General features: G+C 54.3%; 13 protein-coding genes. 7 read left to right on the top strand and 6 right to left on the bottom strand.

Annotated features, from left to right (window positions below; genetic code table 11):
• Positions 1-121: 121 nt before the first annotated feature.
• The 3 genes from DL346_RS23830 to DL346_RS23820 are packed head-to-tail and all read right to left on the bottom strand — an operon-like array spanning position 122 to position 4,325.
• Complete coding sequence (locus DL346_RS23830) at positions 122-2,095, bottom strand: ABC transporter ATP-binding protein (protein ID WP_112884894.1); 1,974 nt, start codon at positions 2,093-2,095, stop codon at positions 122-124.
• Positions 2,092-3,822, bottom strand: coding sequence for an ABC transporter ATP-binding protein (locus tag DL346_RS23825; RefSeq protein ID WP_112884893.1), 1,731 nt, complete (start codon positions 3,820-3,822; stop codon positions 2,092-2,094). The genes DL346_RS23830 and DL346_RS23825 overlap by 4 nt, the downstream gene beginning before the upstream one ends.
• A gap of 5 nt (positions 3,823-3,827) precedes the next feature.
• On the bottom strand, positions 3,828-4,325 hold the full coding sequence (locus DL346_RS23820) for a MarR family winged helix-turn-helix transcriptional regulator (protein ID WP_112884892.1): 498 nt from the start codon (positions 4,323-4,325) through the stop codon (positions 3,828-3,830).
• 152 nt (positions 4,326-4,477) lie between these two features.
• On the opposite strand from DL346_RS23820, the gene DL346_RS23815 reads away from it, so the two are divergent.
• A complete protein-coding gene (locus tag DL346_RS23815; protein ID WP_112884891.1) occupies positions 4,478-6,136 on the top strand; it encodes a glutamine--tRNA ligase/YqeY domain fusion protein in 1,659 nt (552 codons plus the stop codon).
• A gap of 412 nt (positions 6,137-6,548) precedes the next feature.
• On the opposite strand, the gene DL346_RS23810 is transcribed toward DL346_RS23815, so the two are convergent.
• A complete protein-coding gene (locus DL346_RS23810; RefSeq protein ID WP_112884890.1) occupies positions 6,549-7,412 on the bottom strand; it encodes a helix-turn-helix transcriptional regulator in 864 nt (287 codons plus the stop codon).
• A gap of 141 nt (positions 7,413-7,553) precedes the next feature.
• Between DL346_RS23810 and DL346_RS23805 the strand changes: the two genes are divergently transcribed.
• Positions 7,554-8,393, top strand: coding sequence for a phytanoyl-CoA dioxygenase family protein (locus DL346_RS23805; protein ID WP_165822644.1), 840 nt, complete (start codon positions 7,554-7,556; stop codon positions 8,391-8,393).
• Positions 8,394-8,445: 52 nt separating this feature from the next.
• Here DL346_RS23805 and DL346_RS23800 read toward each other — a convergent pair whose 3' ends face one another.
• Positions 8,446-9,807, bottom strand: coding sequence for a hypothetical protein (locus DL346_RS23800; RefSeq protein ID WP_112884888.1), 1,362 nt, complete (start codon positions 9,805-9,807; stop codon positions 8,446-8,448).
• A gap of 121 nt (positions 9,808-9,928) precedes the next feature.
• Here DL346_RS23800 and DL346_RS23795 point away from each other — a divergent pair, with 121 nt between their 5' ends.
• The gene (locus DL346_RS23795) at positions 9,929-10,810 is read left to right on the top strand and encodes a helix-turn-helix domain-containing protein (RefSeq protein WP_112884887.1); all 882 of its coding nucleotides are present in this window, start codon (positions 9,929-9,931) and stop codon (positions 10,808-10,810) included.
• Positions 10,811-10,814: 4 nt separating this feature from the next.
• Here DL346_RS23795 and DL346_RS23790 read toward each other — a convergent pair whose 3' ends face one another.
• Positions 10,815-11,711, bottom strand: coding sequence for an AraC family transcriptional regulator (locus tag DL346_RS23790; RefSeq protein ID WP_112884886.1), 897 nt, complete (start codon positions 11,709-11,711; stop codon positions 10,815-10,817).
• Between the two features lie 157 nt (positions 11,712-11,868).
• Between DL346_RS23790 and DL346_RS23785 the strand changes: the two genes are divergently transcribed.
• From DL346_RS23785 to DL346_RS23770, 4 genes are all read left to right on the top strand, one after another.
• The gene (locus tag DL346_RS23785; protein ID WP_112884885.1) at positions 11,869-12,978 is read left to right on the top strand and encodes a glycoside hydrolase family 172 protein; all 1,110 of its coding nucleotides are present in this window, start codon (positions 11,869-11,871) and stop codon (positions 12,976-12,978) included.
• 122 nt (positions 12,979-13,100) lie between these two features.
• Positions 13,101-14,516, top strand: coding sequence for an extracellular solute-binding protein (locus tag DL346_RS23780; RefSeq protein ID WP_112884884.1), 1,416 nt, complete (start codon positions 13,101-13,103; stop codon positions 14,514-14,516).
• A 92-nt stretch (positions 14,517-14,608) separates the two neighbouring features.
• Positions 14,609-15,493, top strand: coding sequence for a carbohydrate ABC transporter permease (locus tag DL346_RS23775; RefSeq protein WP_112884883.1), 885 nt, complete (start codon positions 14,609-14,611; stop codon positions 15,491-15,493).
• Between the two features lie 16 nt (positions 15,494-15,509).
• Entirely contained in the window at positions 15,510-16,337 is an 828-nt protein-coding gene (locus DL346_RS23770; protein WP_112884882.1) for a carbohydrate ABC transporter permease, read from the top strand.
• Positions 16,338-16,349: the final 12 nt, after the last annotated feature.

The raw sequence follows: 16,349 nt of genomic DNA, 5'->3' as shown, positions 1-16,349 counted from the left end.
CCATTTCAGTATACCATGCACGTTCAGCTTTTAACCGCGATACGACAACTGGGACGTGAAAATAGAAAAAGCCTCCATATCCATCCCGAAACAGGTGGATATGGAGGCTTGATGCGATCGTTTAGCTGACGTCCTGCCGTTTACGGCTGCTGAACTGGCTTTCATACAGGTCGGCGTAGAAGCCGCCGGCCGCCAGCAATTCCTCATGCGAGCCTTGCTCGATCACCGTGCCATGATTCATGACGAGGATGAGATCGGCATCGCGGATCGTTGAGAGGCGGTGCGCGATAACGAAGCTGGTTCTGCCGCGCATCAGCTCATTCATCGCATGCTGGATATGAATTTCGGTTCGCGTATCGACGCTGCTGGTCGCCTCGTCGAGAATAAGGATGGCCGGATCGGCCAGTACGGCACGGGCTATCGTAAGCAGCTGCTTCTGGCCTTGAGAGATATTCGAGGCCTCTTCATTGAGCACGGTGTCGTAGCCTTCCGGCAATGTGCGGATGAAATGGTCCGCATAAGCGGCCCTGGCAGCGGCGACTACCTCGTCCTCGGTAACGTCGGCGCGCCCATAAGCGATGTTGTCGCGGATCGTCCCGTTGAACAGCCACGTGTCCTGGAGCACCATGCCGAACAGGCTCCGCAGCTCGCCCCGCCGAAGCTTCGTCAAGTCGGCGCCGTCGATCGTAATGCTCCCGCCGTTCAGCTCGTAGAACCGCATCAGCAGGTTGATCAGCGTCGTTTTGCCTGCGCCGGTCGGGCCGACGATCGCAATCGTTTGGCCGGCGCGGACGTGAATGTCCATGTCTTCGATAATAGGCGTGTCATCCTTGTAGCGGAAGCTCACGTGATTGAAGCTGACGTCGCCTTTGGCCTTCGCAGATTGGCCTAGGCCAGCCGCGATCGTGACCGGACTCGCTGCTTCCTGCACTTCCTCTTCCTCATCCAGCAGCTCGAAAATCCGTTCCGCCGACGCGATCGTCGACTGAATGATGTTGGCGATTTGGGCCGTCTGCGTAATCGGCATCATGAATTGGCGCGAGTAGGAGATGAAGGCCTGCACGTCGCCGATCGTTATCGATTTGTGCAGGACGAAGATGCCGCCCGCCACGCTGACGAGCACGTAGCCGATGTTGCCGATGAAGCCCATGATCGGCATGATCATGCCGGAGACGAACTGCGCCCGCCAGCCTGATTCGTAAAGCTGCTCGTTGACGGCGTTGAACTTGTCGACCGACTTGCGCTCATGGCCGAACGCCTTCACGATGTTGTGCCCCGTATACATCTCCTCGACGTGCCCGTTTAGCTCGCCGAGCGCTTTTTGCTGGCCTTTGAAATACAGCTGCGAGCGTCCGGCTATCAGTTTAATCGCGAGGAAGCTGAGCGGGAGCGTCACGATCGTGATCAGCGTCAGCAGCGGACTGATTGTCAGCATCATGACAATGACGCCGATCAGCGTCACGAAGGACGTGATGAATTGGGTCAAGCTTTGCTGCAGCGTGCCGCTGATGTTGTCCACGTCGTTGACGGCGCGGCTTAGAATTTCCCCGTGCGTGCGGGAATCGAAGAACTTCAGCGGCAAGCGCGCCAGCTTCTCGCTGACATCCTTGCGCAAGCCGTAAACCGTCTTCTGCGCGACGCTTGCCATGACATATTGTTGAATGAATCCAAATAGTGCACTGATGACGTATAAGACCGCAAGGACGACGAGTATGTGCCAGATGTAGCCGAAATCGATCTCCGCGCCGGGAACTTTATTGTACTTGGCCATAAGTCCTTCAAACAGCTTCGTCGTTGCGTTCCCCATGATCTTCGGTCCGATGATGGAAAACACGGTGCTGAGCACCGCCGTCAGCAGGACGACGAACAAGGAGAACCGGTACGGGCGCAAGTAGCCGGTCAGCCTGCGCAAGGTGCCTTTGAAATCCTTCGCCTTCTGCACCGGCATGCCCATCATGCCGCCTGGACCGCCGCGTCCCGGTCCGAAGCCGAAGTTGCCCGGTGCAGGGCCGCCCGGGCCGCCAGGCCGCTGGCCGCCGGATCCTCCGGTACCGCCCGGTCCGCCGCCCGCAGGGCCTCTATGCCGTTCACTCATGCGATCTCCTCCTCTGACAGCTGTGACGTTACGATTTCGCGGTAAACCTTGGATGTCGAAAGCAGCTCCCTGTGCGTGCCGATAGCCGAAATGCGGCCGTCATCGAGTACGATGATGCGGTCGGCATCCATGACGGTGCTGACCCGCTGGGCGACGATCAGCACGGCCGCGTCGGTCGTCTCGCTCCGCAGCGCCTCGCGAAGCTTGGCGTCGGTCTTGAAGTCTAGCGCGGAGAAGCTGTCGTCGAACAGGTAGATGGCCGGCTTGCGCACGAGCGCGCGGGCGATGGACAGCCGCTGTTTCTGACCGCCGGAGACGTTCGTTCCGCCTTGTGAGATCGGAGAGTCGAAGCCGTCTTTCATCTCGGAGACGAAATCGTAGGCTTGGGCGACAACCGCCGCATGGCGGATTTCCTCGTCGGTGGCATCCTCTTTGCCGAAGCGGATGTTATCGGCCACGGTGCCCGTGAAGAGCACCGCCTTCTGCGGAACAAGGCCGACCAGGGCGCGAAGCGATTCCTGCTTCATCCGGCGTATGTCGACGCCGCCGATCGTAATGCTTCCTTCCGTCGCGTCATAGAAGCGGGGAATGAGATTGATGAGCGTCGATTTACCGGAGCCGGTCCCGCCGATAATCGCAGTCACTTCGCCGCGTCCGGCTTTGAACGAAATATTGGAGAGCGCAGGCATTTCCGCGCCCGGGTAGTTGAACGACACATTGTTGAAGGCCAGCTCGCTGTTTGAAGCATCGTTGGATTCGGACGATGACTCCGGGTCCGTAATGTCCGGATTCATGTTCAGCACCTCGTTGATGCGGGCGGCGGAAGCGGACGCGCGCGGAATCATGACGAACATCATGGAGGCGAAGATGAGCGAGAACATGATCTGCCACGCATACTGAATGAACGCCATCAGGTCGCCGACCTCCATATGTCCGCCGTCGATGCGGATGCCGCCGTACCAAACGATCGCGAGGCTCGCTATATTAAGCACGAGCATCATCACCGGCATGAGCGACGCCATGATGCGGTTTACCTTGATCGCGGTTTCCGTCAAATCGGCGTTGGCTTCGTTGAACCGGTCCTGTTCATGCACGGTCCGGTTAAAAGCGCGGATGACGCGGATGCCGGTCAGATTTTCGCGGAGCACGAGGTTCAGTTTGTCGATCTTCGTCTGCATCGCCTTAAACAGCGGAACGCCGCGGCTGACGATGGCATAGATGATGAGCGCCAGAATCGGTACGATTCCGATGATGATGAGCGACAGCGTGGCGTCCTTGTAGAGCGCCATAATGATCCCGCCGAAGCACATCATCGGCGCCATGACCATGACCCGCATCATCATCGTCAGCACCTGCTGCACCTGCGTAATATCGTTGGTCGTCCGCGTAATGAGCGATGCGGTGCCGATTTGGTCGAATTCATGCAGCGAATACTGCTCGACATGACCGAACACGCGGCTGCGCAGATCGCGGCCGAAGCCGCCCGCCGCCTTGGCGGACAGGTAGCTGGCGCCGATCGAGCAGAGGCCGCCGCCAAGCGCGATGAGCAGCATGAAGCCGCCGATCTGCCATATGTAGGAGGTGTCCCCTTGGACGACGCCCTTATCGACGATATCCGCAAGCAGCGTAGGGAGATACAGATCCGATAGCGACTGAAGAAACACGAAGAACAGCACGAATACAACAGGAATGCGGTAAGGCTGCAGCATGCGAAGCAGTTTCAACATAAGCGCTATTCACCTTCTTTAGTAGTGGTTGATTGGGTTTCGTCCGAGTCTTCTCCTTGATAGAATGCGTAAACATCGTCAAGCAGCTCGACCAGAAGCTTGGCGCGGTCATCGCCGAGATAGCCGATGAGCGCCGTCATCTTCGCGTGCATGGCCTCCCGGGCCAATTGCGTCAGGCGGGCGCCCTCCTCCGTCAGTTTAATCCGCACCACCCGGCGGTCGGACGGATCCGCGCTGCGTTCAAGCAGTCCTCGGGCCGTCAGCACGTTGACCGTCTGCGTGATGGTCGGCGAAGCGACGTTCATCATGGCGCTCAGCTCCGACGCTTTCAACCCGTCCGGATGGGCGCACATGCCTCTGCCGATGCAGAACAGCGTCATCGTTTCGGCCGGCGTGCAGTTCTCGATCGGCCTGCGGTTGTTCCACGCAATATTCCGTAGCTGGCGCATCACGCGGATAAGCTCGCTTGCGGTACTGTTGTTATGAAGGTGGTCTCCTTTCATGGGGCTTGAACTCCTTTTGCGGCATTTAATTTAGTTAGCTAACCTAAGTATATGGACGCGGTTAAATGAAAGTCAAGTTGGCTATTTATAAACACTCTGAAAATTGTGTATGATAGTAGGATAACATTTAGGTTTTGAAAGGTTGGTCGTTTATGGAAAACAAGACATCATCCTCTAATTTTATCAAGAACATCGTGGCTGATGATTTAAAGGCCGGCAAAGTAAGCGAGGTGGTCACCCGCTTCCCGCCGGAGCCGAACGGCTATCTGCATATTGGCCATGCCAAGTCGATCTGCCTGAACTTCGAGCTTGCCGACGAGTACGGCGGGAAGACGAACCTGCGCTTCGACGATACGAATCCGGTGAAGGAAGATACGGAATACGTAGAATCGATTCAAGAAGACGTTACCTGGCTTGGCTTTGAATGGGATGAACTTCGGTTCGCCTCGGATTATTTTGAAGAAATGTATAACCGGGCGGTGCTTCTCATTAAGAAAGGGAAGGCGTTCGTCTGCGACCTGACGGCGGAGAAGGTGCGCGAAATGCGCGGCTCGCTGACGGAGCCGGGCAAGAACAGTCCGTACCGCGACCGCAGCGTGGAAGAGAACCTGGATTTATTCGCGCGCATGCGCGCAGGCGAGTTCAAGGACGGCGAGCGGATCCTGCGCGCCAAGATCGATATGGCTTCGCCGAATATCAACCTGCGCGACCCTGCGCTGTACCGGATCGCGCACGCGCATCATCACCGGACGGGCGACGCTTGGTGCATCTATCCGATGTACGATTACGCGCATCCGATCAGCGATGCGATCGAAGGCGTCACGCACTCCGTCTGCACGCTGGAATTCGAAGACCACCGTCCGCTTTATGACTGGGTAATCGAAGAATGCGAAATGTCGTCGCGGCCGCGCCAATATGAGTTTGCCCGCTTGAATGTCACGAACACCATTATGAGCAAGCGTTACCTCAAAATGCTGGTCGACCAAGGCGTCGTCGAGAGCTGGGACGACCCGCGCATGCCAACGATCAGCGGCCTGCGCCGCAAAGGCTTCACGCCTGAAGCGCTGCGCGCGTTCTGCCGCGAAATCGGCGTCGCCCGCGCGTACAGCGTCGTGGACGAGCGGATGCTGGAGTTCTTCATCCGCGAGGACCTGAAACTGAAGGCGCCGCGCACGATGGCGGTGCTAGCGCCATTGAAGGTCGTCATCACCAACTACCCGGAAGGGCAAGTGGAGATGCTGGAGGCCGAGAACAACGCCGAGAACGAAGAGATGGGCAGCCGCCAAATTCCGTTCTCGCGCGAAATCTATATCGAGCAGGACGACTTCATGGAGAACCCGCCGAGCAAATATTTCCGTTTGTTCCCGGGCAACGAGGTTCGTCTGAAGCACGCTTACTTCATCACTTGCCAAGAAGTAATCAAGGATGAGGCGGGCAATGTCGTGGAACTGCGCTGCACGTACGATCCGGAGACGAAGAGCGGAACGGGCTTTACCGGCCGCAAAGTGAAGGGCACCATCCACTGGGTGGAAGCATCCCAGGCGGTCCCTGCGGAATTCCGCTTGTTCGAGCCGCTGCTCCTCGACAATCCGGAGGACGAAGGCAAGGAATTCCTCGAGCGCATCAATCCGAACTCGCTTGAAGTGCTGCAAGGCTTCGTTGAGCCGAACATGAAGGAAGCGCGCGGCCAGGATAAGTTCCAATTTTTCCGCCACGGCTACTTCAACGTCGATCCGAAGCATGCAAGCGATTCGAAGGTTGTGTTCAACCGCATTGTGTCGCTGAAGAGCTCTTTTGATCCGAAGGCTTGATCGCAAGGATGAAAGGTAAGCAAGGCCGAAGGCCGCCCCTTAAGGGCGGCCTTTTGGTTGTCGAAAACGTAATTAGGATCAATCGCGAGTCCGGATGCTGCCACGCATACGCTAACGGTTGCCACGCACGCTATTTAGCCTCAAATGGCCCTTTTGAAAGGCTAACGGTTCTAGGAAACGCTATTTGGCGATTGGGGCAGCAAATTCTTTCGATTTGGGCCAAGTAACGCCTCTGGCAACCGTTAGATGTTAAGAAAGGCGATTTATATGCAAATAAGCGCTGGAGCATTCGCTAGAATTTTCGGGCGTTCTCTCGTGCTGCCGCGCACACGCTAACCATATAAAAGTCAACAAACCCTCCAAATTAAACGTTGGTAGGTTCTCTACAACCTGAGGCGCGCCCAACGGGCCGTTAAAGAAGCCGACCCATCCGGCGGTAATCCGTCGGCGCGGCGCCCATCCATTGATGGAACGATTTGGTGAAGACGTGCAGCGAGGAATACCCGTATCGCTCGGCGATCTCCGTCACGGAATCGTTCGTGCCGAGCAGGTCGGTCTGCGCTTTCCGGATGCGGCATTGGTTCCAATACCTCTTGGGCGTCATTCCGGTCTGGGCGCGGAATAGAGCATGGAAGTGGCTGCGGCTTAATCCGAGCGATTCCGCCCAGCCGTCAACATCCCGGTACGCTCCTCCGGCGTGCTGCTCCATGGCCGCCAACAATTTCGCGATTCGCGGATCCATCGGATCGTTCTGTCGCTCCGCAAGCTGATAGACCTGGTGCAGCAGGATGTGGAAATGCCCGTTAACGGCAAGCGTCCGCGGATAATCGCCAGCATGGAGCACCTGATAATTCGTATCCGCCGCTTCGAACAGCCCTTTCCAATACGGAACGGAGTCGACCGCGAGACGTTCGGGCAAACCGCATTCAAACGGTTCGTCCAACAAGTCTTCTTCGTTCTCGGCCCGGGTTTGACTAAGTAAATCGAGGGTTACGCGAAGCGTCGGTTTCGGACGGTACGACCACTCGAAGAACACGCAGCGAAAAGCAAACGGATCGGGTCCCTCAATCACCCAGGTATGCGCGATTCCGGGCTGCAGAAAAAACAAGGCGCCCGTTTGCAAGCGGACGGCCTTTCCGTCCTCGAATAATACGGTGGCGGAGCCGGACTCTACAAGATAGAGGGATGGGACGTAGCAGTACCGCGGGCCGTGCCGTTCACCCGGCCGAAGAGGCACTCGAATGGCAAATCGCACAAAAGGGCAAATCGGAACCATAATGCGCCTAACCTCCTGCAGATGGGCGAAATATTGTAAGACAAAAGGATAACTATCATACTTCTCGATAAAGACGGAAACTCCTTCCGAGTGTCATACTTGAGGCAGCGTTGCAGCGATCTTATGAGGAGGACGAAGAAAATGCCATATGCCAACGGAATGCCCACACCGGAAGACATAGCTTTTTTTAAGGAAAACGGATATTGGATCTCGCCGAAAATCATCAGCGACGAGCGGCTCGAGAAGCTGCGCGACCGGATGGAGAGGGTGTACAAACACGAATTCGAGACCGGAATATCGCCGACTGCCGCTTGGAGCCACGAAACTTCGCGACCGAACTCGCTTCGCAAGACGGACAACGCGCACTGGTCGGATTTGACGATCCGCGCGCTCGCCTACGATCCCTTGATCGGGAAAATCGCCGCCGCTTTGTCGGGGGCGGACACCATTCGTTTCTGGGAAGATCAGCTGCTGCTAAAGCCTGCGCGCTCCGGCGGAAACGCAGCCAATGTCGGCTGGCATCAGGACTACCATTACTGGCCTTGCTATCAGAATTCGGAGACGCTGCTCACGGCATGGGTCGCCTACGATGACGTGGACGAAGAGAACGGATGCATGCAAATGGTGCCTGGAAGCCATCGATGCGGAGTCCTGCAAGGCAGCGACTTTTACGAGCAGGACCTCCGCAAACAAATGGATTATATAGCCGCGACAATGGAGCAATGCGCCGGTCCCGTCCCGATCGTCATGAAAGCGGGACAGATCAGCTTCCATCACAGCTTGACGATTCATGGCAGCGGGCCGAACGTATCGGACCGGGTCCGCCGTTCGTCGGCGCTTCATTATGTGACCGGGGAGACTCGTTATCGGGCCGGATACGCCGACGGGTACGCGGAGATTCAACAGTTTGTCGCTGCCGGCGGCAAAGACGGCGATATTGTTCACGGCGAAATGTTTCCGGTCGTTTATAAGAGAGCCTAACATACGTAAAAAAGCCATGTGCACCGGCGAGTGCACATGGCTTCTATTTTTGCTAGATGTTCGACGATGCCAGCCTCTTCTGGTTCTCCCGGATCTCCTCGATGAACGCAGGCCACCATTCCTTTTGCTCCGACCACGTTGCCGTTTTCGCTGCCGCTTGCCCCCAGGCTCTCATGGCATGATCCGCGATTTCCGTCGTAGCCGCCAGGCTGCCGTAATCCGGCACGAGCCATTTGCGGCCGATCTGGGCATGAAGCACCTCGTCCGCCCAATCGTAATCCTGAATCAACTGCGAAATCGGATTGCCGGTTTCGCTCGCGATCTCCCATTCCTTCTGCTTGCCGGTCTGCTTCGGCATAAGGCTCTGCTCGATCCGCCACAATATCAGGTGCGCTTCCGTAGGGGTGAGATCCGTGTTGAGGATCATGGAGGCTCCCAGTGGAATCGGGTATTTATAGAACGGGACGCCGCCGTAATAAAGGCCGATTTCCCCGAGCATCGCATGTCTCGTTTCATCCCACAGCTGCCGGCTCAGATCGGTGTAGTACTCCCACGGCTTGCCTTCGATCCGGTACAGAATCGGCCCCATCCATTCCGGCACGTCCATCTCGCGGAGCCGTTTATAGATGAGCGAGTAGGCCTTCTCCTCCGGAGAGCTGTCCTCCTCCCAGGGGTAAGAGTCGATCTTCGCGGACGTATTGTAGGGATCGATAAACCGCTCGTCTCTTTGCGGTGCCGGGTCCATTTCGTACCGTTGTCCGTCCGAGCGCGGCACTGCCGTGCAAGGCTCTGAAACGTCGCTGCCGTCAACGCCTCCGGCTGCTTTCAGAAATGCCCGAAGATGGGCTTCCCACTGCGCCGCGGACGCGGTTTGTTCCGGGGTTTGAACGAGCGCTTCCAACGCTTGCTCGCCCCATGCGACCATCTCTTCCTCTTCCTGCAGCATGCCGCGAAGCAGCCGGTAGGTAGGGTGTTCGGCGATGCGGTTCATCTCGTTTAAGTAGCGGTTAAAGGCCAGGATCAATTCCGGCCTGATGACGCGATAAACGCCGACGAGCAGCTCGACGGTATTCTCCGCGCGGATGGCCTCATCGAGCCAATCGTGAAGCCGTTCATCCGGCACATGGTCAAGCCCTAGCGGAGGCTCGCGCATTTCCGATACCCGTTTGCGGATCGCGGCGCTGTGCTCGGCGTCCAGCCACAGGTGATAGCCGAAGGCGCACTTCACTTCCCATTCGGGCACCCGGGCCAGATGCGCGGCCAGCGTTTGATTCAACATTTTCGCGATATAGTTGAACCGCTTCAGCAGCTCGACGCTCCGATCGACGGTAAAACCGGGCTTGCACGCTTCTTCATATGTGCAAATGCCTGCTAGAGGGGGAATACCTTTATTGTCAATAATAGCTCTGTTCAAAGCATGCCACTCCCTTAACAATATGATAATATCTTTATTATATTAGCCGTAAGGGAGTTAATCTTGGTCTAAACGAGCTCAATTCATTGTCAAAAACAGTTGTTCATAAAGGGAGGAAACCGTGAGCGATACATTCGACCACTATGTTCAAAGCCATCCGATAGTGCCGTATATCCGTCTGGCCGATTATGCGGTAAGAGAGCCGTGGTTTATTCCTGAGCGGAGAATTTTGGATTACTTGCTCGTTTACATCCAAGAAGGGCAGTGTTTGTTTGAGGTCGATAAAGTACCCTATCACCTAGGCGCCGGAGAGCTGTGCCTCATTCAGCCGAACTCGGTCCTGGCTTTGCGGGGCTTGACGAAAACGTTGACGCCCTTTGTTCACATGGATATTTTCTACAATGCTCAAAGGGAGCTCAGCTTCTCTACGCTGCCCGGGCAGCTTGACTTAAGCGCCTACGACCATCTCCTTCAGCCCGGGCTTAATGATTTTACCGATCTCAACCTCCCCGTCGTTATTAAGCCGAGGCATGCCGTTCCATTTATCGATCAATTCATGAAGATGATCGGTCTGTGCTTATCCGGCCAACCCTACAGCGCTCTTGAGGTGCAATCGATTGCAACGGAGCTGGTGTTGAGCCTTGTCCGGCAATACGGCCAGAGCAAGCCTTCTGCTTCGCCAGCACCGCAGGACTTAAACTGGATCACCTCTTATTTCTCATTCCATCTATCCGAAAATATTTCCGTGCACGATATGGCAAGGCGGGCGAATCTATCGACATCGCGATTCTCCAAGCTGTTTCTGAAGACGTTCGGCGTTTCGCCGTACCAGCACTTGCTTCAGCTGCGGTTGAAGCACGCGAATGAATTACTGCGCGGCGGCAGCTTAAAACTGCATCAAATTGCCGAGTACTGCGGTTTCGCGAATGAACAGCATTTCAGCAAGGCTTACAAGAAGGCTTTCGGTATATCGCCGGGTAGTGCCAGAAAGCAAGATGAATAGTGAGTTAGTTTTCTCCCTGATACGGCAAAGGGATGCTTCTCGTGCGATAAGCAATCGGCGGCATTCCTTCAGCCATTTTGAATGCGCGGCTGAACGCATGGATGCTGCCGAACCCCAGCTGGTCGGAGATATGCTGAATGGAGAGGTTAGAGTAGCGCAGCAGCTGTTTTGCTTTATCGATCCGAATTTGACGATGGTATTGGATCGGCGTCGTCTGATAGTGCTTTTTGAAGATGCGCACCAAGTAATACTTGCTGATGTTAAACTGGTCGGACAACTCCTCGAGCGTCACCTCTGCTTCCCATTTAGCATGAAGGTGCCGTCGGACGGCTTGAATATCCGGACCTGGAAGCGACGCACTTAGCGTGTTTTGCCGGATGAGATAGGTGAGTAAAGCGAGCAGCAATCCCTTACATGAGACCTCATAAAGTGTTAACTTCATTTGGAACTCCTCGATTAATTCAAACAGCATCGCCTCGAACCTTTTGGGATGGCGGAGCCGGATATGGTTCGGCAGCGCAAGCGGGCCCTCTGACATCAAATCCGGTCGAAACCACCTTAGCTGTTCCTCTGTCATTTGGCCGGACATCTTGTAAGAAACGGTCAGGTCCGGACTGTCAGGCTGCTCAAACAAGTCGAAGTGCACATGAGGCTGGCTGACCTGTTTGCCGTCTGCCACGCGTATGGAATGGCGCTGGCGTGGTTTGAACACGAAAATATCTCCCGGTATCCCCTCGTATTTCTCATCCTCAACGGTTACGATTAATCGCCCCTCCTGCAGATAAAGAATCTCGTAATCCCAAATTTCCCGTTCGCGCAAAACCCAGGTACCTGGCGCTAAGTTTTCCATGGCAACCCGTATGTAAGGACTTAGTTTTTCGATGGCTTCATGTTCCTGCAACGTCCGTAAGCCTCCTCAAGCTGTAAGAATGAGAGCAATGATTGTTAAAAACTCAATTTAGTTTGGTAAATACTTTCGCTGAAACCGTTCTATATAATCAAGCTATCCAAACAAGATCATCTGCTATCCAGCCACTTAGACCCGAAAGGAGAGACGTATGTTAAACCATATCAGCAAGATACAGCCGGGCATTAAGACAAAGCGAATTTCAAGCTATGACCGTTCCGGGGGGAACGCGGATTTTATCACTATTCCTGCAGGTGAAACGGCGGACATTGCCGTCATTGCAGGGGCAGGCATCATTAAGCATATTTGGATTACCATCAGCACGCCTGACCGGTTCATTCGCCGGAATGCCGTCATCCGCATGTACTGGGACGGGGAAGAATCCCCAAGCGTTGAGGCTCCGATCGGCGATTTCTTCGGTCAAGGATGGGGAGAAGAGTATAATTTCGCCTCACTCCCGCTGGCAGCGGCTCCGGCCAAGGGAAAAGCATTTAACAGTTATTTCCCGATGCCATTCGGAAACGGCGCTCGAATTTCGATCGAGAACCAGTCTTCGGAGCCGATTAACAGCTTTTACTACTATATCGATTTCGAGGAACATCAGTCGATTCCTGCCTCCGAGGGCAGATTCCATGCATGGTGGAACCGTGAAGTTACAGGCGTTCATCCTGAAGAGGGAGAAACCGAATGGGGCGTCATCGGTCCACAGGGGCAGAATCCAACCACCGAGCACAACTATGTGTTCGCGGATATCGTCGGCAGCGGGCAGTTTGTAGGGATTAATTACTATGTGGATAATCCGGGTCCGATGTGGTACGGCGAGGGAGATGACATGTGGCTGATCGATGGCGAAGATTGGCCGGGCTCGCTGCACGGAACGGGGACGGAGGATTTCTTCAACAGCTCCTGGTGTCCGAACGAAGAATACGCGCATCCTTATTTCGGCTATGCCAAGGTTCCATCGAAGCTGGGCTGGATGGGACGCACGCATTGCTACCGCTTCTTTCTGGAGGATCCGATCCGGTTCGAGAAATCGCTTCATGCAAGTATCGAGCACGGTCATGACAACAGTTTGACCTTGGATCTGTCCACCGTTGCCTACTGGTACCAGAGCGAGCCGCATAAGCCGTTTCCTGCGCTGCCGGCAAAGGATCAGAGAGGCAACATGCCGGAAATCAACGTTAGGGCCGTCCATCAATGGCGGCACGAATGGCGCAAGTCTAAAGGGAATGAACCGATGTTGTGGGGAAATGAGGAATAAGTGCCTTTCGGCACTTTATTTCTGGCTGTTTTAGATAGCGCTTTCATTATTTAAACTTATGCAATCGAAATAAACAAAAATCAAACTTATCGGTTTGTACATTCATTCGGGGAGGAATAACAATGGACAAAAAGCGTATCGTTTCCAAAACAGTCTCTTCGGCTGTTCTATTATCCCTAGTATTAACCGGATGCTCTTCTTCGAATTCAACAGACAATGACGGCACGTCCGCAGAGAACACAGCCCAAACGAATGATGCGGCCAAGACCAACGACGCCGGCGCAACGAATGGCGAGAAGCCGAAAGAAAAAGTGACGACGGAGCTTTGGGTATACAAATTCGAAGACTATAACATCGACTGGTATACCCGCTATGTAGACGAATACAACAAAACACATGAGAACCATCAAGTGAATCTGACGGTCGTGCCTGGCGACGCGTGGGATACGAAAATCAAAGCGGCTCAGGCCGCAGGGAATCCGCCGGATATTTGGAACACTTACTACGGCGATATCGGAGCGAGACAAGCTACCGGCCAAATCCTGGGACTCGATCAATATACAACTCCGGATATATGGAATGACCTGCTCGATAACGTCAACAAAATGGTCTCGATCAAAGGCGACCACTACGCGTTCCCGATGCTGGTGGAGCCTTCCGTAGTCCTCTTCTATCGCAAAGATTTGTTCAAGGAAGCGGGCCTGGATCCTGAGAAAGCGCCTGTGACATGGGATGAGTTGTTCGATTATGCGAAGAAGCTAACGACAGGCGACCGATTCGGGCTGCAGATGGCTTCGAAAGCCTACGATTATTCCTGGACCAACTGGGGCTTGCAGGTTGGCCATCTCGGACACCGCGTTATCAGTGACGACTGGTCGAAAGCGACCGTAGCGGACGAGCAGTATTTGAACCTGCTGAACTTCTATAAACGATTCTATGACGCAGGCGTCGTGCCGAAGGAATCGCTGGGCGGCATTAAGGCGCTGGCAGAAAGCAAGGTGGCCATGCAGATCAGCGGCTCATGGGAAATTTCCGAGCTGCGCACGACCTATAAGGATATGGCAGATAACGTCGGCGTAGCCGTTATGCCATCGCCGGACGGCGACTACACGAAAGCAACGGCTACCCTTGGCGGATGGACGCTGGTCGTCGATTCCAAATCCAAGCATCCGCAAGAAGCCGCGGACTTCCTCTCCTGGTTTATCGGCGGAGATCCGAAGATTATGATGGACTTCTTCCAGAAAGGCCATTTCGCCAAGTTTCCTACGCGCAAATCCGTTAACGATCTGATTAGTCAGGATCCGGCTTCCGCGAATGATGAGTGGCGCAAGCTGATTACGGATAAGATCGTTCAATATGCGGCAAGCGAACCGCTCTATCCTTGGGAAGTCAGCTTTGCATTCGGAAGCGCTGTTGAGCGTTCACTTCTGACCGGTCAGGATCCGATGGAATCGCTCAAGCAAGCGGAGAAAGAAATCAACGATATTATTAAGCTGAAAGAATTGGCGGGAACGAATCCGGCGCTGCAAACGCAGTAACCGTCAGACATTGAATTCGATATCGAATGGGGCATGCGCGGAAGAGAGACTCTTCCGCGCGCATCTCTTTGACACTGGAAGGTGGACTTAACATGCGGATCTCTACGAAATGGAATACATGGTTAACCGCATATCTAATGATTTTACCGCTGATCGGTTTGCTTACCGTGTTCGCCGTAATTCCTTTTTTGTACGCTTGGTATGTCAGCTTCTCGGACTGGAGCTTCTATGATCCTTGGAAATTTGTAGGACTCAAAAATTACCGCCAGGTCCTTCTGGATCCGAAGTTTACGAAATCCGTCATTGTAGGCTTGAAATTCTCGCTGTACGTGGTGCCTGCCAGTCTCATACTTGCTTTCCTTTTCGGCCATTCGATGAGACATCTGCGAGGGAAGTCGGCCGATTTTGTTAAAACATCGATCTATATACCGACCATCATGTCTGGCGTCATCGCATCAATCATTTTCTTGTTTATCTATGAATATCAAGGCGGGTTCCTGAATTATGCCGTTGGCCTGTTGGGCGGGGACAAAATCGCATGGCTAAGCAATACCAAGACCGTGCTGATCGCGATTGCCGTTCCGGCCATTTGGCTTGGTTTCGGTTTGACCGCGCTTATTATGCTCGCAGGTCTGCTGGATATTCCGGAATCCTATTACGAAGCGGCTGAACTAGAAGGTGCCGGATCATTCACGAAGATGTTTAAAATTACGCTGCCGCTCATGAAGAACGTCATCTTATTCCTACTGGTGCTAGGATTCAACGGATCGATTCAAGAGCTGGTTCTGCCGATGGTCATGACGCAGGGCGGGCCGCTGGAAGAATCGCAAACCCCCAGCCTATACATATTCAATCACTTCCGTGACGATATCCTAATGGGCAATACGATCGCCTCTGCCATTCTGCTGTTTATCGTGTGCGGATCGGTGGCGGCTGTCTTGTTCAGGCTTGTAAATTCGGAGAAAGCCGCAGACTGACGAATGTGAGGTGTTCATGGTGACCGGACGTAAGAATGCTCTCCTTTGGATTCATTATCTGGTTTGTTTCATAGTGGCCGCCGCGGCATTGTTTCCGATCGTTTGGATGGCGATCGCGGGGTTCAAGAGCAAGGCTGAAGTGCTCGTCACGCCGTTCCGGTTCTTCCCGAAAGAATGGATAACGAGCAATTACGCCATGATTCTTAAAGATCCCGTCTTTTCCAGATCGATGCTGATTACGTTCGTAGGCGCGGTCATATTTATGTTCTTGTCCATTATTATCGCATCTCTATCCGCTTTTGCGTTCGCCCGTCTTGAATTTCCTTTCAAAAACACGCTGTTTGTGTATGCGATCATCACGATGTTCATTCCGGGAACGGCACTCTTGATTCCGATCTTTATCGTGGTGACGAAAATGCATCTGCTCAATACGATGGCGGGGTTGATCATACCCGGTATTGCATCAGCAGGCCATATGTTCTTCGTGCGGCAGTTCTACCTTAATATCCCGTCCCAGCTGGAGGAAGCCGCGTTAATAGACGGCAGTACCCGCTTTGGGACCTACCGGCATATTTTCTTGCCGCTCTCCTACCCTCCGTTCGTCATTATCGGTATTTCTTCTTTCCTGGGGTATTGGAACTCATACATTTGGCCGGTACTGATCATTACGGAACCGAAGCTGTTTCAAGTCACCCAATTCATTGGCAATTTCCGCTCGGAGCGCAGCTCGGAGGAGGCCTTGCTCATGGCCGGGGGGACGCTAACAGTCATTCCGGTTATTCTTGTCTTCCTCTTCTTCCAGAAGCATCTTGTGCAAGGTATAAAGCTGTCCGGCATCAAATAGTCGGTGAAACGA

The sequence above is a fragment of the Paenibacillus montanisoli genome, from assembly GCF_003268025.1.
Taxonomy (GTDB): domain Bacteria; phylum Bacillota; class Bacilli; order Paenibacillales; family Paenibacillaceae; genus Paenibacillus_Z; species Paenibacillus_Z montanisoli.
Note: the sequence above shows the minus strand (reverse complement) of the source record. Positions and strands in the feature narration are given on the sequence as shown.